The 16,594-nt window shown below is 61.1% G+C and carries 16 protein-coding genes; 4 read left to right on the forward strand and 12 right to left on the reverse strand.

Annotated elements, in window-relative coordinates:
- Positions 1-36: 36 nt before the first annotated feature.
- Together N4Q37_RS24755 and N4Q37_RS24760 are read right to left on the reverse strand one after the other, a co-directional pair.
- Entirely contained in the window at positions 37-210 is a 174-nt protein-coding gene (locus N4Q37_RS24755) for a DUF3094 domain-containing protein (RefSeq protein WP_003205686.1), read from the reverse strand.
- Between the two features lie 76 nt (positions 211-286).
- A complete protein-coding gene (locus N4Q37_RS24760; RefSeq protein ID WP_260962591.1) occupies positions 287-913 on the reverse strand; it encodes a DUF1780 domain-containing protein in 627 nt (208 codons plus the stop codon).
- A 125-nt stretch (positions 914-1,038) separates the two neighbouring features.
- Here N4Q37_RS24760 and N4Q37_RS24765 point away from each other — a divergent pair, with 125 nt between their 5' ends.
- Both N4Q37_RS24765 and N4Q37_RS24770 read left to right on the forward strand, forming a co-directional pair.
- A complete protein-coding gene (locus N4Q37_RS24765; protein WP_260962593.1) occupies positions 1,039-1,725 on the forward strand; it encodes an energy-coupling factor ABC transporter permease in 687 nt (228 codons plus the stop codon).
- Positions 1,726-1,788: 63 nt separating this feature from the next.
- Positions 1,789-2,004 carry a hypothetical protein gene (locus N4Q37_RS24770; RefSeq protein WP_260962595.1) on the forward strand — a complete coding sequence of 72 codons (216 nt, stop codon included), beginning with the start codon at positions 1,789-1,791 and terminating at the stop codon, positions 2,002-2,004.
- Between the two features lie 24 nt (positions 2,005-2,028).
- On the opposite strand, the gene yacG is transcribed toward N4Q37_RS24770, so the two are convergent.
- Genes yacG through pilB form a run of 5 tightly spaced genes read right to left on the reverse strand, consistent with a single transcriptional unit; the run spans position 2,029 to position 6,671 of the window.
- On the reverse strand, positions 2,029-2,235 hold the full coding sequence (gene yacG, locus N4Q37_RS24775) for a DNA gyrase inhibitor YacG (protein WP_260962597.1): 207 nt from the start codon (positions 2,233-2,235) through the stop codon (positions 2,029-2,031).
- Positions 2,232-2,855, reverse strand: coding sequence for a dephospho-CoA kinase (gene coaE / locus N4Q37_RS24780; RefSeq protein ID WP_260962599.1), 624 nt, complete (start codon positions 2,853-2,855; stop codon positions 2,232-2,234). Before coaE ends, yacG begins: the two co-directional genes overlap by 4 nt.
- Positions 2,856-2,879: 24 nt before the next feature.
- The gene (locus N4Q37_RS24785; RefSeq protein ID WP_260962600.1) at positions 2,880-3,749 is read right to left on the reverse strand and encodes a prepilin peptidase; all 870 of its coding nucleotides are present in this window, start codon (positions 3,747-3,749) and stop codon (positions 2,880-2,882) included.
- 1 nt (position 3,750) lies between these two features.
- A complete protein-coding gene (locus N4Q37_RS24790; protein WP_260962602.1) occupies positions 3,751-4,968 on the reverse strand; it encodes a type II secretion system F family protein in 1,218 nt (405 codons plus the stop codon).
- A 2-nt stretch (positions 4,969-4,970) separates the two neighbouring features.
- Positions 4,971-6,671, reverse strand: a complete 1,701-nt coding sequence (gene pilB, locus N4Q37_RS24795; RefSeq protein ID WP_260962604.1) for a type IV-A pilus assembly ATPase PilB — start codon at positions 6,669-6,671, stop codon at positions 4,971-4,973.
- Positions 6,672-6,896: 225 nt separating this feature from the next.
- Between pilB and N4Q37_RS24800 the strand changes: the two genes are divergently transcribed.
- Both N4Q37_RS24800 and N4Q37_RS24805 read left to right on the forward strand, forming a co-directional pair.
- Complete coding sequence (locus tag N4Q37_RS24800) at positions 6,897-7,307, forward strand: pilin (RefSeq protein WP_260962606.1); 411 nt, start codon at positions 6,897-6,899, stop codon at positions 7,305-7,307.
- 290 nt (positions 7,308-7,597) lie between these two features.
- The gene (locus tag N4Q37_RS24805; protein ID WP_260962608.1) at positions 7,598-7,951 is read left to right on the forward strand and encodes a BON domain-containing protein; all 354 of its coding nucleotides are present in this window, start codon (positions 7,598-7,600) and stop codon (positions 7,949-7,951) included.
- 244 nt (positions 7,952-8,195) lie between these two features.
- Here the strand turns inward: N4Q37_RS24805 and N4Q37_RS24810 are convergent, their stop codons facing one another.
- The 5 genes from N4Q37_RS24810 to pgi form a co-directional block, all read right to left on the reverse strand.
- On the reverse strand, positions 8,196-8,495 hold the full coding sequence (locus N4Q37_RS24810) for a DUF2845 domain-containing protein (protein WP_260962609.1): 300 nt from the start codon (positions 8,493-8,495) through the stop codon (positions 8,196-8,198).
- A 1-nt stretch (position 8,496) separates the two neighbouring features.
- Positions 8,497-11,427 carry a DUF748 domain-containing protein gene (locus N4Q37_RS24815; RefSeq protein WP_260962611.1) on the reverse strand — a complete coding sequence of 977 codons (2,931 nt, stop codon included), beginning with the start codon at positions 11,425-11,427 and terminating at the stop codon, positions 8,497-8,499.
- A gap of 118 nt (positions 11,428-11,545) precedes the next feature.
- A complete protein-coding gene (locus N4Q37_RS24820) occupies positions 11,546-12,562 on the reverse strand; it encodes a class I SAM-dependent rRNA methyltransferase (RefSeq protein ID WP_260962613.1) in 1,017 nt (338 codons plus the stop codon).
- 210 nt (positions 12,563-12,772) lie between these two features.
- A complete protein-coding gene (gene acs, locus N4Q37_RS24825) occupies positions 12,773-14,710 on the reverse strand; it encodes an acetate--CoA ligase (protein ID WP_260962615.1) in 1,938 nt (645 codons plus the stop codon).
- A gap of 130 nt (positions 14,711-14,840) precedes the next feature.
- Positions 14,841-16,505 (reverse strand): glucose-6-phosphate isomerase, encoded by a 1,665-nt coding sequence (pgi, locus tag N4Q37_RS24830; protein ID WP_260962617.1) that lies wholly within the window; start codon positions 16,503-16,505, stop codon positions 14,841-14,843.
- Positions 16,506-16,594 lie beyond the last annotated feature (89 nt).

The raw sequence follows: 16,594 nt of genomic DNA on the forward strand, positions 1-16,594 counted from the left end.
GCGCGAGCTTCATTGTGGTGTCTCGCAAACACTGGCTCATAGCGTCAGGTAACTGATCAGTCGGCTCAACAGGCCCAGGCCGATGGTCACGGCCAGTACCACCACCAGGAGCATCCACGGCCGGAAAGGCCGGCGCTCGACTCGGTGCTGGGACAGTTGCAGGTACTCTTCGACATGCTTCTGGTCTTCTGGGTTCAGGCGGCTGGTCATAAAGGCCTCGTCAGGTAGACGTTGCGAAATGTGTAGACGTTACAGTGTCCACGGTCTGGCATCGCGAGCTGCGCTATCACAGGCTGATTCCGACATCGAAGACAATGCTGCGTCCCAGGTTGCTGCGCAAAAAGTCCGGCGCATCGGGGTGGGCGAACAGCACCCGGGCGAAGGTCGGGCCCACCAGAGACAGCGAGCGCCAACCCTGGCGCAAATATTCGGTGGGCGGTGGAAAGTGGCTGTTGAGGTCCAGCACTTCACGCTTGAGGCTGGCGAAGGCGATGATATCCAGGTCTCCCAGGTCCATGCCGCGCTCGGTGTAGTTATGGGCTTTCTTGCGCAGGGTAGGGGCCAGGCGGAGCAGGAACTCATTGGCCGGGATCCGCCGGGGCTTGGCTTCGCGGCGCACCAGTTGGCTCAAGGAGAACGCGCTGCGACGGCGTTGCAGTTCGTCGCGCCATTCGTCGTTGAGCCGACGCCCTTCGTCGAGGACAAAAAACACTTCGAAATTGGCATCGCGAAACAGCACGTCCGGCGGTTCTCCCGCCGGGGTGAACTCGTCGGCGCGATAGGGTACGTTCAATCCTTGCAGCAGCCGCTGGCAGACCCAACGCTCACGCTCCCATTTGCGGGCATTGGAGAGGAAGGCGTTGGCTTGCTCGGCCGCGATGGTCAGCAGGCGTAAATAATCGGAATCATCCATGCACCCAAGCTTAGCGTTCAATTGCGACAAGCTGGAAGCGTTGCGTTGATTAATGGATTTTTATAGTGGGATGTAGACTCTTGGCTTGAATTGACTGTGGCAACGGCCGCGAAAGGAGTAGCCCCATGATCGGTGCAGAACTGCTCTCACCGCAGACCCTGGCGGCCGGCTGGCTGATTTACGTGCCGGTGTCGGTCTGGGCCGTGTCGCGGGCGCCGTGGGTCGAATTGTTCACCGACAGCCGTCGCCAGCACCTGCTGTTCGGTACGGTGCTGGCATTGTTCCTACTGTGGTTGGTGCGACGGGACTTCGATACCGGTGTTTCGTATCACTTCATCGGCATGACCGCCGTGACGCTGCTGCTGGACTGGCCGCTGGCGATCCTCGGCGGGCTTTTCGCCCAGCTTGCCCTGGTGTTGCTGGGGCGTCAGGACCTGACGGCGGTGGGCGTCAACGGCGTGTTGTTGATTGTGTTGCCAGTGCTGGTCACCGAATGCTGCGCGATCCTGGTCGAGCGTGCCCAACCGCGCAATCTGTTTGTGTATATCTTCTGTTCCGGGTTTCTCGCCGCCGCGTTGTCGGCGCTGGCGTGCCTGCTGCTGGGGCTCGGGCTGCTGTGGTACGACGGGCTGTTCGCCATGCCGTTCTGGCTCGAGGACTTCATCGGTTACCTCTGGCTGATCATATTTCCCGAAGCTTTCATCAACGGCATGATAGTCAGTGCATTGGTGGTGTTCAGTCCGGAATGGCTGGAAACTTTCAACCGCACGCGCTATCTGTCGGCGCCCTGGAACGATGACGACGAGCCTTGATTCACGTCAAGGCTGCGCTAGCACGTGCCCTGCATGCTTTGGAAAATTTCCAGGAGCACGACCATGAGTGTTTATGAGTGGGCAAGACAAGAGATCAGGCGCAGCCAGGACCTGGCCATGGAAATCGGCTTCGACCCGGGCCTGAGCCTACGGGCCTTGCTCAGTGCCATCGTGCAGCAGAGCAAGGATGTGCGCAGTGCTGAAGACCTGGCCGACGAGTTGAGTTTCCTGGCGGAGAACCTCGACGATCGACAAGATTACGGTTTCATGCGGCCTTAGGTTTGTACGATTTTCGTACAAACCCTAGTGATGCGAGCGAGGGTTGAAGTCCTCGCTGAACAACTCGTCCTCGGCCTCGGGGGCGACCGGGATCTTGTGTTCTTCCGAAGCCCAGGCGCCCAGGTCGATCAGTTTGCAGCGATCGGAACAGAACGGCCGGAATTTGCTCTGCGGGCCCCATTCGACGGGGGCGCCACAGGTCGGGCAATCAACGGTTGGGGTTTGGCTCATGACTGGCCTCCACGCAAAGTAAGGTAAAAGTGATGCAGGCGCTCGACCTCGCTGTGCAACCAGGCGAGGTCGCGGTCGTTGACCACCACGTCGTCGGCGTGGCTCAGGCGATCCTGGCGGCTGGATTGGGCCTTCAGGATTGCCTGGACCTGCTGCTCGCTGGTCTGGTCACGCTGTAAGGTACGTTCTATCTGCAAGTGTTCCGGCGCATCGATCACCAGGATTCGCTGGGTCATGGCGTATTGTCCTGACTCGATCAACAGCGGCGAAACCAGGATGGCGTAGGGCGATTGTGCCTGGGCCAGGTGGTGGGCGATTTCCTCGGCGATCAATGGGTGCAACAGCGCCTCGAGCCAGCGGCGTTCCTCGGTATTTTCGAAGATCAGCTTGCGCAGGGCTGCGCGGTCCAGGGCTCCGTTGGCCTGCAATACACCGGGTCCGAAGTGCTCGGCGATCTTCGCCAGCGCCGGACGCCCCGGTTCGACCACCCAACGCGAGGCGTGATCGGCATCGACCACGGGCACGCCGAGGTCGATGAAGTGTTGCGCCGCCGCGCTCTTGCCACTGCCGATGCCTCCGGTGAGGCCGAGAATCCAGGTTTTTTTCACAGGGTCATTCATAGAGAAAGTCATAGGAAATCGACATCAGAAACCGAGAGACTGCCAATAGAAGTCGGTTATTTGACCACCCCAGAGCAACGCAATCCAGCCGGCAATTGCCAGATAAGGTCCGAAGGGGATCTGCGTGGACGTCGGGGCCTCGCGCAGGCGCAGCACGATGACCCCGACCACGGACCCCACCAGCGAAGACAACAGCAACGTCAACGGCAGGACTTGCCAACCGCCCCAGGCCCCCAGCATCGCCAGCAGCTTGAAATCCCCATAGCCCATGCCTTCCTTGCCGGTGAGCAGCTTGAACACCCAAAACACTGACCACAGGGCCAGGTAGCCGGCCACGGCACCCCACATCGCCTGGTTCAAGGAAACGAACAGGCCGAAGCTGTTGATGATCAGGCCTAGCCACAACAACGGCAGCACCAGGGTATCGGGCAGCAATTGATGCTCGACGTCGATCAGGCTCATGCCCAGCAGGCCCCAGGTCAATATCATCACCATCAGCGCCTGCCAGCCGAAGCCGAAATGCCAGGCGACGAAGGCCGATAATGCACCGCAGGCCAATTCGGTCAGGGGGTAGCGCCTGCCAATGGGCGCGGTGCAGCTCGAACAGCGACCGCGCAACAGCAGGTAGCTGAGCAGCGGGATGTTCTCCCAGGCGCGGATGCGGTGCCCGCAGTGCGGGCATTGCGAATGGGGCAACATCAGGTTGTACACCGGTCCCGGGGCTTCGGCCGGCAGGCCCAGCAGGTCATGGGCTTGCAGGCGCCATTCGCGGGCGAGCATCTTGGGCAAGCGCCACACCAGCACGTTGAGGAAACTGCCGATGATCAATCCGAGCAACAAGGCGGTCAGCGTGAAGGCCAGGGGATAAAGCGCGAAGAATTCGCTCAGGGGCATGTCAGATCGCCGAGCCGAGTTGGAAGATGGGCAGGTACATGGCAACCACCAGGCCGCCGACGACCACCCCCAGGATCACCATGATGAACGGTTCCATCAGGCTGGTGAGGCTGTCCACCAGATTATCCACCTCGACCTCGTAGAAGCTCGCCACCTTGTCGAGCATGTCGTCCAGCGCGCCGGACTCCTCGCCGATGGCGGTCATCTGGACTGCCAGGTTGGGAAAGATGCCAGACGCACGCATGGAAAAATTCAGTTGCATGCCGGTCGAGACGTCCTGGCGGATACGTTGCACCGCCTGTTTGAACACCACGTTGCCGGTGGCGCCCGACACCGATTCCAGGGCTTCCACCAGCGGTACGCCGGCCGCGAAAGTCGTGGACAGCGTGCGGGCGTAGCGGGCCACGGCGGATTTGTACATCAGGGCACCGACCAGCGGCAGCTTGAGCAACCATTTATCCCGCCAGTCACGAAAGGCCTGGGAGCGCTTGAGTGCGTATTTCACCGCAAAAAAACCACCGACCAGACCGCCCAGCAGCATCCACCACCATTGCTGCATGAACTTCGACAGGCCGATGACCATCACCGTGAATGCCGGCAATTCTGCGCCGAACCCGGAGAACACCGACTCGAACTGCGGCACCACCTTGACCAGCAGGATGCCCGTGACCACGGCCGCGACGACAATCACGGCTGCCGGGTAGGTCATGGCTTTCTTGATCTTGGCCTTGAGCGCTTCGCTCTTTTCCTTGTAGGTCGCGACCCGGTCCAGCAGCGTGTCCAGGGCACCGGCCTGTTCGCCGGCATCCACGAGGTTGCAGTACAGCTCGTCGAAATACTGCGGGCTCTTGCGCAGCGAAGCGGCGAAGCTGTTGCCGGCGGCGACTTCCTGCTTCACTTCATCCACCAGCTTGCGCATGTTGGCGTTGTCGAAGCCTTCGCCAATGATGTCGAAGGCCTGTAACAGGGGAACGCCCGCCTTGAGCATCGTCGCCATCTGGCGGGTGAAGAGGGCAATGTCCAGGGGCTTGATGCGCTTGCCCTTGCTGAAGATCGAGGTGGATTTCTTGCGGACTTTGCCTGGGTTGATGCCTTGCTTGCGCAGTTGTGCCTTGACCAGCGCCGGGCTTTGGCCCGTCAGCTCGCCGGTCATTTTCGTGCCTTTGCGGTCCTTGCCTTCCCAAGTGTAGACATCGGTTTTTACTGCCTTGACCGCCATGTTCAATCCTTGGTGACCCGGTTGATTTCTTCGAGACTGGTGACGCCCTGCATCACTTTGAGCAGCCCCGAGGCGCGCAGGTCATTGAAACCGTCCTTGCGCATTTGCAGGTCGATTTCCAGCGAGTTGCCTTCGGCCATGATCAACCGTTGCAGCTCGGGTGTGTTCTTGACCACCTCGTAGACCCCCGTGCGTCCCTTGTAGCCATGGTTGCATTGTTCGCAACCGACCGGCTCATAGATCGTGAAGGCGCCGATGCGTTCCCGGGGAAAGCCTTCCTTGAGCAGTGTTTCCGGCGCAAGCTCGATCGCCCTCTTGCAATGGTTGCACAACTTGCGTGCCAGCCGCTGGGCGATGATCAGATGCACGGCGGTGGCGATGTTGAAGCCGGGAATGCCCATGTTCTGCAGACGGATCAAGGTTTCGGCGGCGCTGTTGGTGTGCAGGGTGGAGAGTACCAGGTGGCCGGTCTGGGCGGCCTTGATGGCGATTTCGGCGGTTTCCAGGTCGCGGATCTCGCCGACCATGATCACGTCCGGGTCCTGGCGCAGGAACGAGCGCAGGGCCTGGGCGAAATCCAGCCCTTGGCGCGGGTTCACGTTGACCTGGTTGATGCCTTCCATGTTGATTTCCACTGGGTCTTCGGCGGTGGAAATATTGATGTCCACGGTGTTGAGGATGTTCAGCCCGGTGTAGAGCGAAACGGTCTTGCCCGAGCCGGTCGGCCCGGTCACCAGGATCAGGCCCTGGGGTTGTTTGAGGGCGGCCAGGTACAGCTCTTTCTGGTCCGGCTCGTAGCCCAGGGCATCGATGCCCATCTGCGCGCTGGACGGGTCGAGGATCCGGATCACCACTTTTTCGCCCCACAGCGTGGGCAGGGTGTTGACCCGGAAGTCGATGGACTTGGTCTTTGACAGGCGCATTTTCAGCCGGCCGTCCTGGGGTTTGCGCCGCTCGGAAATATCCAGGTTGGCCATGACTTTCAGGCGCGCGGCAATTCGGTTGGCCAACTGGATCGGTGGCTTGGCCACCTCCCGCAGCATGCCGTCGGTGCGCACCCGGACACGGTAGCTTTTTTCATAGGGTTCGAAATGCAGGTCGGAGGAGCCGCCCCTGATCGCGTCCAGCAGCATCTTGTTGACGAACCGCACCACGGGTGCGTCGTCGCTGTCATGGCCGGCGATGCTGTCTTGCTTGTGGTCGTCGGCCGATTCGATGTCCAGGCCATCGAGGTCGACATCGCCCATGCCCTCCAGGCCGGTGCTGCTGGATTCGAAGAACCGGTCGATGGCGTCGCTGAGCTTGTCGTCTTCCACCAGGATGGCTTCGGTGGTCAGCCCGGTGCTGAACTGGATGTCATTGATGGCTTGGTGATTGGTTGGGTCGGAGATGCCGATGAACAGCTTGTTGCCGCGTCGCCACAACGGCAGGGCGTGATGCTGGCGCACCAGTTTCTCGCTGACCAGGCCAGCCGGCTGGCTGTCTTTGTCCAAGCTGTTGAGGTCCAGCAGGGCGACGCCAAAATGTTCCGAAGCGATTTCCGCCACCTGGCGACTCTGGACCAGTCTGTTCTGTACCAGGTAGCTGACCAGGGGCATGCGATTTCGCTGGGCCTGTTGATGGGCCTGCTGGGCATTTTGCTCGGTGATCAGTTCGGCCAGCACCAGTTGCTTGGTCAGGCCGCTGAGGGCGATGTCATTCATGGAAATACCCGACGCAGACAGTTCATGACTTATAGCCTAGTCAAGCATCGTCGCCAAACCAGCGGGGCAGGGTGACAAAAAATGTCAGATAGTGCGGTTGTTGAGGCTCCCCTGGCGGGCCTTCGCCCCGCGAAACCCTTTGCTGGTGGGCCCGAGGTGGTTGGCATGTGCCGTGCTATGGCTGATTCAGGACATGAGATTCCGCCTCATGCTATGGAGATGACTATGAGCAAGCAGAATGGTTTTACCTTGATCGAGCTGCTGATCGTCGTGGCGATCATCGGCATCCTGGCGACGTTTGCGTTGCCACAATATTCCAAGTATCAGGCGCGGGCCAAGGCCACGGCGGGACTGGGGGAGATCACCGCAATGAAGGTGCCTTACGAAGATATGATGAATCAGGGGACCGATCCCACTTTGACCAACATGGGCGTCACTTCGCCCACCAGTAACTGCACAGTTGCAGTTACTGGTACCGCTTCGGCGGGGACAGGCACCATCGTCTGTACGCTGCTGAAAGCCCCGGCTGCTGTGGTGGGCAAGACGATCACGCTCAGTCGTGATGCCACTGGGGTGTGGACATGTGCATCCACTGCCGCCAAGGAGTACCTGCCGGCTGGTTGTCCTGGCGTTTAACGGGGCTGGCTCCCGCTTGAAGGCAGTGCTTCTTGCGGGAGCAAGCGTCCGGTTTCCCGAAAGCCTTCGCAATTCAAACGCTTAGGGGAAAGGTCCAAACCCGCAAGTTGCATGTCCAAAATCCCCCGGTCTTGCATTTTGCATGATCGTGGAAACTGCCGTTTCGTTTAACTATTTGATTAACATGAAGTTATTAAATACTTAAAAATTGGCACAGCCTTCGCACCACTCCTGATACCCCTGCCGGGATGCACGTCCGGCAGTTTCTGAGCAAAACAGGAGTTACTCGTATGAAGAAGTTCGCTATCACTGCTGCTGCTGTTACCGCACTGACCTTGACCATGGCTAACGCATTTGCCGAGACTGCTCAAGCGACCCAGGCTCCAATGACGCTGGCTGCCGGTGAAGTGACCAAAGCCAAGGAAGAAACCAAGGACACCTGGATCACCACCAAGGTCAAAGCTGACCTGGTCACCGAAAAAGGCATCCCAGGCACCGATATCAAAGTTGAAACCAACAAGGGTGTTGTGTCCCTGTCTTCCAATGTGGCCGTGACCAAGACACAAAAGGAAACCGCTGTCGCCATCGCGAAGAAAATCAAAGGTGTACAAGCCGTATCGGCTGATGGCCTGAAGACCGAATAAGGCCAAGACTTCTCGCCTGGACCCGGGAGAAGGCGCGGCAAGCGGGCTGAGTCATACGCTTGCCGCTGCTTTGCAGTTCATGCGAAAGGCCACAGGGACGTGGCCGCCACAGGCCCGCGGCGTTTGCCGGGGGCCTGTTCTATTCTGGATGAAAAAGAATGTGTTAGTCCTGATGCCTGTCGGTCAGCCAAAAATCCGTGGGAGCAAAGCTTGCTCGCGATTACGGTGTCGCTGCCAGCCTCATTCAACGTCCCCGCTTGCTGGTGATCTGCACCAGCCGATTGCCCTCGAAACGCAGGTACTGGTACATGCCGCTGTTGGGGCCGTAGGTCCATTCCTCCACCGGGTATTCTTCGCGGCGATTGACACTGCGCTTGTAACCCAGGTCGTCACGCGCCATGGGTTGTCCGCATTTTTGCAGCACTTCGCTGGCGCGGTCACCGACGCTGATCAACTGGCTGCCACAGCGCAGCGTATCGGCAGCCGAGGCGGAACCAGCGGCGAACAGCAAACCCAGGCTGAGGCCATACAGGAGGTGCGGCATTTTATTCGGCATCCAGGTGCAGAGGGGTGATCACGCGTCCATCGCTTTCGGCCTGGCCGATGTTGGCATCGATGAAGTAGACGCGGTCGTCGGCCAATTGGCCCTTGTCCACCAGGAAATCCTTGATGCTGCTGGCCCGTTCCTGCCCCAGTTGACGCAACAGCACATCGCTGCCGCTCCAGAACTGGATCACGCTCTCGCGCAGTTTGTCGATGCGGGCCTTCTTATCCAACTGCGTCCATTCGGCCGGCGGCTGGCCCTTGAGACGGGTGCGGTAGATACCCTCGAGCAGCGGTGCCTTTTCATCCTCCGGCACTTGCAGCAATGAGGCCTGGGCCGGCACTTTGTCGCCGCGGCGCTGGAGCATCTTGTAATAGGTGTATTGGTACTCGCGCTCCAGGCGCTGAGCGGCGAGCAGTGGCCCATCGCTGCCCTCGGCGGCGGTGCCTTCGATCTCCAGGCGCAGCTCCGGACGCTTGGCGAGGGCCTCGGACAGTTTGAGCAGCACCCCTTCGTTTTCCTTGCTCAGTTCGCTGGAGCCGGGGGCGAACGCGACACTGCCCAGGTCTTCGGAACCGCCACCGGCCACCAGCCCACCGATGAGCTTGAATGGCGCCTGGGCTGCCCGGACCACCAGGTTGCGCAAGGTCTGCCAGATGATCGGCATCACGCTGAACTGCGGGTCATTGAGGTTGCCGGAAACCGGCAGTTCGATGGAGATCCGGCCCTCGGAGTCCTTCAGCAGCGCGACGGCCAGCTTGAGCGGCAGGCTCACGGCGTCCGGGCTATCGACTTTTTCCCCTAGCTGCAATTGCTCGACCACTACTTTGTTCTCGGCCTGGAGCTGGCCCTGGGTGATGCGGTAATGCAGGTCCAGGTTGAGTCGACCCTTGCGGATACGGTAGCCGGCGAACTTGCCGGAATAGGGGGTCAGGGTCGTCAGCTCGACCCGCTTGAAGCTGGTGGCGATGTCGAGGCTGGCGATCGGGTCGAAGGGGTTGACTGCGCCCTTGATGGTGACCGGTGCGTAGCGGTCGACCTTGCCCTTGACGTCCACGCTGGCCGGTTTTGCCTGGCGGCTGTCGATGGTGCCGATCTGGCCGTTGAGCTGCTGGATGGCAGTGGCGAAGTTGGGTGTCAGGCTGAAGTCGGCGAAGTTCGCCGAGCCGTCATTGATCGCAATGCCGCCAATGTGGATACCCAGTGGTTTCTGCCGGGACTCCGGCTTGGCCGCGGCCTTCTTCGCGCCGCCATCAGCCGGTTGCGGGATCAGCAGGTCATCGATGTTGGTGGTGCGATCTTCGTTGATCATGAAGCGCGCGTAAGGTTGGAACAGGTTGATCCTGTCGATGGACAGACTGTCGCCGTGTTCATAATCGAGGCCTTCGACCACCACGCTCTGCCACTTGAGGAAGTCGCGGGTCTTGAGGGTATCGAGGGTGTGTAATTGGTCGACCTGGGCGCGGCCCGTAATGGCGAAGGCCAGTGGCTCGACGCTCTTGAGGTTGACGGCCAGGTCGCTGCCGAGCATCCCGGAACGCAGTTCCAGGCGAATGAACGGGCTGATGTAGGCCTGGGCGACGCGCAGGTCGATGTCCTGGGTCTTGACGTTGAGCTTGGCGGTGATCGGGTTCAGGTTGACCTGGCCGTCGGCGAGGAGCTTGCCCTGTTTGCCCACTCCCGTGTCCAGCTTCAGGCTAAAAGGCGAGCCATTGAGGGTGTCGTAGTCTTGCAGGTCGAGGTTCAGCGGGCCGACTTCAAGGGCAACGGCAGGCTGGGCCTGGCGGTCGGCCAGATGCACTTGGTAATTGCGCAGTTGCACGTCCTTCAGCAGCACCTGCCATGGCTTGCTGGCGGCGGGAGGCGGCTTGGGGGAGTCGGCCGCCGCCGGGGCGGATGCCGGTTCGGCTTTGACGGGCGGCTTGGCCGGTTGGCTGGCGAAGAGCTTTTGCCAGTCGAGCTGCCCATCCGCCTCGCGAGCGGCCCAGGTTTCCAGTTTCTGGCTGCGGACCTTGCCCACCACCACTTGCTGCCTGGCCAGGTCCAGCGTGGTTTCGCTGACATCCAGGCGTTCAAGTTTCACCAGCGGGCGACCGTCGGGCGCCTTGATCGAGAAGGGCGCGACGCTGATCGCTGCATTGCTGAGCAGCAGTTCGGTGGCCTTGCCCAGGTTGAGCTTGTAGTCGGTGCTCAGGTTGAGGACGCCGTTCTCCAGCGCCAGCGGCACGGCATCACGCACGTACGGCCACCAGGCTTTCATCTGGCCATCGGTGACCTTGAGTTTGCCTTCGGAGGCAATCGGCGACAGGCTGAAATTGCCGCTCCAGTCGATTTGCCCACCTGCCGGGCCGGCGGCGACCAAGGTCATGTCGGCGCTGTCATCGGGCAGGGTACTGAGGTTCTTCAGTTCGAAGTCGAGGGTGTCGTAAAGAAATTCGATGGGTTCGCTGGGGCGAAGGTCCTGGAAGTGGACGTAGCCGGTGGCGAGTTTGATCCGATCGACCCGCAACGGGAACGGTTTGGCCTCGGGGTTGGCGGGGGTTGGCTCGCTGACCGGCAACTTGAACAGGCCCAACAGGTTCAACTGGCCGTCCTTGGCGAACACGACCTCGGTCTTGGGCTTGTCCAGTTCGATGTCGGCCAGGTGCAGCGCCCCCGACCACAGGCTGTCGATCTGCAGGTTGGCATACAGTCGATCGAAGCCGACCTGCTCCTTGCCGGGTTCGCCGACGGTCAGCCCCCACAGGGTGAGTTCAAGGCTGAATGGATTGAGTTCGATGCGCTGGATCTGCGCCGGCACCGTGGCGTGCTCGGCCAGCTGCTGGTTGGCGATCCGCAAGGCGATGCCCGGCAATATCAGGAAACCCAACAGGCTGTAGAGTGCCAGTGCGGTCAACAGGGCGCCGAAAGCGCGAATCAATCCTTTGGACATGTGCGGTTTCATCTGATGTGAATCGGAGTGCGTTGGAGTATGGCATGCGTTTACGGTTCCGAAGCCACTGTGATCTAAGAGATTTATCCGTTTTCTGCGTAGGAATTCATCTGAGACCTCAGAGTTGCAGGATCAGGGTTTTCAGCGGTGGTTGCCCGTCCAGCGAAGGAAAGTCGCTGGCGGGGCTCAGCGCGCGCCATTCGCGCACCGGCCGGCCCGCCTTTTCTGCGCAACGCAGCACTTGTTCGCGCCAATCGTCCATCGGTACTTTTGCCAGGTTATTGCAGCAGATCAGCACGCCATCGTCGGCGGTGGCGAGCAATGCCGGTTTCAGCAGGCTCTGGTAGTCGCGCAACAGGTCGACGGTGCCGAAAGCACTTTTGGCCCAGGCCGGCGGATCGAGCAGGACCAGGTCGTACTGGCGCTGTTCCAGGCGAACGTAGCTCGGCAGTTTTTGCCCGCGTCGCTGACTGACAGGCAGGCCCGCCAACTGACGGATCGCCGGGAAGTAATCCGACTGTATGAATTGCATGGGCGGCAAATCGGGGTTGAGCAGGCCATTCTCGCGACCCACCGCCAGGTTGCCCTCGGCGAAGTCCAGGTTGCACACCTCGCGCGCACCGCCGGCCGCGGCGCTCAGGCCGACGCCACAAGTGTAGGCGAACAGGTTCAGCACGCTTTTATTGCGGCTGTGTTCCTTGACCCAGCCCCGGGCGTTGCGCAGGTCGAGAAACAGCAGCGGATCTTGTCCGGCGTGGCGACCGCGAACGCGGTAGTTCAGGCCCCACTCATGGCCAACCAGATCCACCAAGGCGGCCTCTTCAGCTTGGTAGACGGTGTCCTGGCGGTCGATCCGCGAATTGCCCTGGGAGCGGTCGTTGTAGACCAGCAGGCTGTCGAGGCCGAGGCGCTCGTTGACGATACCGTGAATCTGCAGCAGGGCGTCGCGGGTCAGCGACTGGTGGAAACTCTGCACCAGCAATTGTGGGCCGTAGCGGTCGACGGTCAGGCCGGGTGCGCCTTCCTGGCTGCCGTGGAACAGGCGATAGCAGTCGGTGCCTTGCTGGCGCAACTGGCCGAGCAGTTCCTGACGCTGGTCGAGGGCGGCGCGCAGCGCCTGATTCAAGGAGGACATGCCGGGTGGGCCTTAGGGAAATGAGGCGCGGGAGTTTAGCAGCTATGGCTATTCGGGTATCGCATACAAAGATGAGCCAGGCAGCCCTCTGTGGCGAGGGAGCTTGCTCCCGCTCGGCTGCGCAGCAGACGCCAGTACGGCTGATGACTGCTGCAAAACCAGAGGGCGCTTCGCGCCCCAGCGGGAGCAAGTTCCCTCGCCACGGTTGCTTCAGCGATTCAGGCGTTTGTCGATCAGTCCCTCCACCACGCTTGGATCGGCCAGGGTCGAGGTGTCGCCAAGGTTGTCCAGTTCGTTGCAGGCGATCTTGCGCAGGATGCGCCGCATGATCTTGCCTGAGCGGGTCTTGGGCAGCGCCGGTGCCCATTGGATCAATTCCGGCTTGGCGAAGCTGCCGATTTCCTTGCTGACGTAGGCCAGCAGTTCCTTCTTCAACTCGTCATTGGCCTCGACCCCGTTCATGGGCGTGACGAACGCATAGATCCCCTGGCCCTTGAGGTCGTGGGGGTAACCGACGACAGCCGCCTCGGCAATGCTGTCGTGAAGCACCAGGGCGCTTTCCACTTCGGCGGTGCCGATACGGTGCCCGGAGACGTTGATCACGTCGTCGATGCGCCCGGTGATCCAGTAGTCGCCATCTTCGTCGCGGCGCGCGCCGTCGCCGGTGAAGTAGTAGCCGGGATACGGTTTGAAGTAGGTATCGACCATGCGCTGATGGTCGCCGTAGACGCTGCGGATCTGCCCCGGCCAGCTGGATTTGATCGCCAGCACGCCGCTGCCGGGGCCGCTGATTTCCTTGCCGGCCTCATCGAGCAGCACCGGTTGCACGCCGAACATCGGCCGGGTAGCGGAACCGGGCTTGAGTCGTGTAGCGCTCACCAACGGGCTGAGCATGATGCCGCCGGTCTCGGTCTGCCACCAGGTGTCGACGATCGGGCAGCGCTGCTCGCCCACGGCGTTGAAATACCATTCCCACGCCTCCGGGTTGATCGGCTCGCCGACGCTGCCAAGCAGGCGCAGGCTTTTGCGCGAGGTCTCCTGCAACGGCCCGGAGCCTTCGCGCATCAGCGCACGCAGGGCGGTCGGCGCGGTGTAGAAGATGTTGACCTGGTGTTTGTCTATCACTTGCCAGAAGCGCGAGCTGCTGGGATGGCTGGGCACACCTTCGAAGATCAGCGTGGTGGCGCCGTTGGCCAGTGGGCCATAGACGATGTAGCTGTGGCCGGTGACCCAGCCGACGTCGGCGGTGCACCAGAACACTTCGTTGTCGCGGTAATCGAGCACGTACTTGAAGGTCATCGCTGCTTGCAGCAGATAGCCGCCGGTGGTGTGCAGCACGCCCTTGGGTTTGCCGGTACTGCCGGAGGTGTAGAGGATGAACAGCGGATCTTCGGCGTCCATCGGTTCGGGGGGGCAGTCGTCACTGATCTCGTGCATGGCCTGGTGGTACCACAGGTCGCGACCTTCGACCCAGTTCACCTCGCCTTGGCTGCGCTCGACCACCAGCACGGTGCTGACGTTCGGGCAGCTTTCCAGGGCCTGGTCGACGTTACGCTTGAGCGGGATGAAGCGCCCCCCGCGCACGCCTTCGTCGGCGGTGATCACGGTGCGGCAGTCGGCGTCGAGGATCCGGTCGCGCAGAGAGTCCGGCGAAAAACCACCGAACACCACCGAATGCACCGCGCCGATGCGGGTGCAAGCGAGCATGGCGTAGGCCGCTTCCGGAATCATGGGCATGTAGATGCACACCCGGTCGCCTTTCTTCACGCCACGGCTTTTAAGGACGTTGGCCAGGCGACACACATGGTTGTGCAGTTTTTTGTAGGTGATCTGTGCCGATTCGGCGGGGTTGTCGCCTTCCCAGATAATCGCGATCTGGTCACCGCGTGTTTCCAGGTGACGGTCGATGCAATTGGCGCTGACGTTCAGCTTGCCGCCAGCGAACCAGGTGGCCTCGCCGACCTTGAGGTTATAGCGCTGGACGGTCTGCCAGGGCGCCATCCAGTCGAGAAAGCGCGTGGCCTGCTCGGCCCAGAAGGTGCTGGGGTGTTCGATGGATTCTTTGTAGAGCCGCTGGTACTCGTCCTGACTCAGTTGCGCAGCCCGGCGTACGGCATCGGCTTGGGGGAACTGGCTGATATCGAACATGACGGTTCCTTATTCTTGTTTTTGCAACAAGCCATAAAGATGCGCCCAGTCGCCTGAGGGTTCAAGTCATGCGCAAAGCAGCTGTGGGGGCCTTGTGGGAGCAAGCTTTGCTCCCACAAGGCCCTGTCGATCAGCCGCGGTGACGTCCGCGGAAGTAGTTGATCAGACCTTGGGTCGAGGCATCTTCGGCCGGGCTTTCTTCACTGCCCACCAGGCGGTTGTAGACGCCCTTGCCCAATTCCTTGCCCAGCTCCACGCCCCACTGGTCGAAGGCGTTGATGCCCCAGACCACGCTTTGCACGAAGACCTTGTGTTCGTACAGCGCTACCAGCGCGCCAAGACGACGGGGGCTGATGCGCTCGACCACCAGGGTGTTGCTCGGACGGTTGCCCGGAATCACCTTGTGGGCCGCCAGCTTCTGCACCTCTTCTTCGCTCATGCCCTTGTCCCGCAGCTCGGCTTCGGCCTCGGCGCGGGTCTTGCCCAGCATCAGCGCCTGGCTCTGGGACAGGCAGTTGGCGTACAGCCACTGGTGATGGTCGGCGACCGGGTTGAAGCTGACGATCGGCACGATGAAGTCAGCCGGGATCAACTGGGTGCCTTGGTGCAGCAACTGATGGTAGGCGTGCTGGCCGTTGCAGCCGACGCCGCCCCAGATGACCGGGCCCGTGTCGGTCGACACCGGTGTGCCGTCCTGGCGCACGCTCTTGCCGTTGGATTCCATGTCCAACTGCTGCAAGTGCTTGGTGATGTTGCGCAGGTAGTGGTCGTACGGCAGGATCGCGTGGCTTTGCGCGCCCCAGAAGTTGCCGTACCACACGCCCAGCAAAGCCAGCAGCACCGGCATGTTCTGTTCGAACGGCGCGGTCTGGAAATGCTGGTCCATGGTGTAGGCACCAGAGAGCAGTTCCTTGAAGTTGGACATGCCGATGGCCAGGGCGATTGGCAGGCCGATGGCCGACCACAGCGAGTAACGCCCGCCGACCCAGTCCCACATCGGGAAGATGTTTTCTTCGCGGATACCGAAGGCTACGGCGGCGGCGTTGTTGCTCGACACGGCGATGAAGTGACGATACAGCTCCGCTTCGGAACCGCCCTGGGCCAGGTACCAGGCGCGGGCGGCCTGGGCGTTCTTCAGGGTTTCGAGGGTGTTGAAGGATTTCGACGAGACGATGAACAGCGTGGTTTCGGCGCGCAGCTTCATGGTCAGCTCATGGAACTCGCTGCCGTCGATGTTCGCCAGGTAGTGGCAGCGAACGCCTTTTTGCGCGTAGGACAACAGCGCTTCGGAGACCAGTTCCGGGCCGAGGAAGGAGCCACCGATGCCGATGTTCACCACGTCGGTGATCGGCTTCTCGGTGTAGCCACGCCACAGGCCATCGTGGATGCGGCCGACCAGGTCGGTGATCTGGTTCAGCACCTTGTGCACGTCCGGCATCACGTTGACACCGTTCACCAGCAATTTGTCGCCCACCGGCCGGCGCAGGGCGGTGTGCAGGGCAGGGCGATTTTCCGTGGCATTGACGATTTCGCCTTCGAACAGCGACTTGATCGCGCCCTTGAGGTCGACTTCGTTGGCCAGGCCCACCAGCAGGTTGCGGGTCTGGGTGTTGATCAGGTTTTTCGAATAGTCGAGAAACAGGCCGCAGCTCGACAGGGTGAATTGAGTGAAACGCTGCGGATCGGCATTGAACGCTTCGCGCATGCTGAAATCCTGCATGGCTTTGCGGTGGTCATTCAGCGCTTGCCAGGCAGGCAGAGCGGTCACGTCATGAGGGGTTCGGTAATACGCCATCGCTGCGGGTTTCCTTTTTACTTGAACGACCTTTTGTACACGAAAAATTCCGGCGCGGCTCGAGGCGGCGTGCCCGGACACTGCATCGA

This window comes from Pseudomonas citri (assembly GCF_025336485.1).
Classification (GTDB): domain Bacteria; phylum Pseudomonadota; class Gammaproteobacteria; order Pseudomonadales; family Pseudomonadaceae; genus Aquipseudomonas; species Aquipseudomonas citri.

Excerpts from the sequence above, each read along its gene's own strand:
- N4Q37_RS24755 (WP_003205686.1), bottom strand. The coding sequence starts at position 210 with ATGACCAGCCGCCTGAACCCAGAAGACCAGAAGCATGTCGAAGAGTAC.
- N4Q37_RS24760 (WP_260962591.1), bottom strand. The coding sequence starts at position 913 with ATGGATGATTCCGATTATTTACGCCTGCTGACCATCGCGGCCGAGCAA.
- N4Q37_RS24765 (WP_260962593.1), top strand. The coding sequence starts at position 1,039 with ATGATCGGTGCAGAACTGCTCTCACCGCAGACCCTGGCGGCCGGCTGG.
- N4Q37_RS24770 (WP_260962595.1), top strand. The coding sequence starts at position 1,789 with ATGAGTGTTTATGAGTGGGCAAGACAAGAGATCAGGCGCAGCCAGGAC.
- yacG (WP_260962597.1), bottom strand. The coding sequence starts at position 2,235 with ATGAGCCAAACCCCAACCGTTGATTGCCCGACCTGTGGCGCCCCCGTC.
- coaE (WP_260962599.1), bottom strand. The coding sequence starts at position 2,855 with ATGAATGACCCTGTGAAAAAAACCTGGATTCTCGGCCTCACCGGAGGC.
- N4Q37_RS24785 (WP_260962600.1), bottom strand. The coding sequence starts at position 3,749 with ATGCCCCTGAGCGAATTCTTCGCGCTTTATCCCCTGGCCTTCACGCTG.
- N4Q37_RS24790 (WP_260962602.1), bottom strand. The coding sequence starts at position 4,968 with ATGGCGGTCAAGGCAGTAAAAACCGATGTCTACACTTGGGAAGGCAAG.
- pilB (WP_260962604.1), bottom strand. The coding sequence starts at position 6,671 with ATGAATGACATCGCCCTCAGCGGCCTGACCAAGCAACTGGTGCTGGCC.
- N4Q37_RS24800 (WP_260962606.1), top strand. The coding sequence starts at position 6,897 with ATGAGCAAGCAGAATGGTTTTACCTTGATCGAGCTGCTGATCGTCGTG.
- N4Q37_RS24805 (WP_260962608.1), top strand. The coding sequence starts at position 7,598 with ATGAAGAAGTTCGCTATCACTGCTGCTGCTGTTACCGCACTGACCTTG.
- N4Q37_RS24810 (WP_260962609.1), bottom strand. The coding sequence starts at position 8,495 with ATGCCGCACCTCCTGTATGGCCTCAGCCTGGGTTTGCTGTTCGCCGCT.
- N4Q37_RS24815 (WP_260962611.1), bottom strand. The coding sequence starts at position 11,427 with ATGTCCAAAGGATTGATTCGCGCTTTCGGCGCCCTGTTGACCGCACTG.
- N4Q37_RS24820 (WP_260962613.1), bottom strand. The coding sequence starts at position 12,562 with ATGTCCTCCTTGAATCAGGCGCTGCGCGCCGCCCTCGACCAGCGTCAG.
- acs (WP_260962615.1), bottom strand. The coding sequence starts at position 14,710 with ATGTTCGATATCAGCCAGTTCCCCCAAGCCGATGCCGTACGCCGGGCT.
- pgi (WP_260962617.1), bottom strand. The coding sequence starts at position 16,505 with ATGGCGTATTACCGAACCCCTCATGACGTGACCGCTCTGCCTGCCTGG.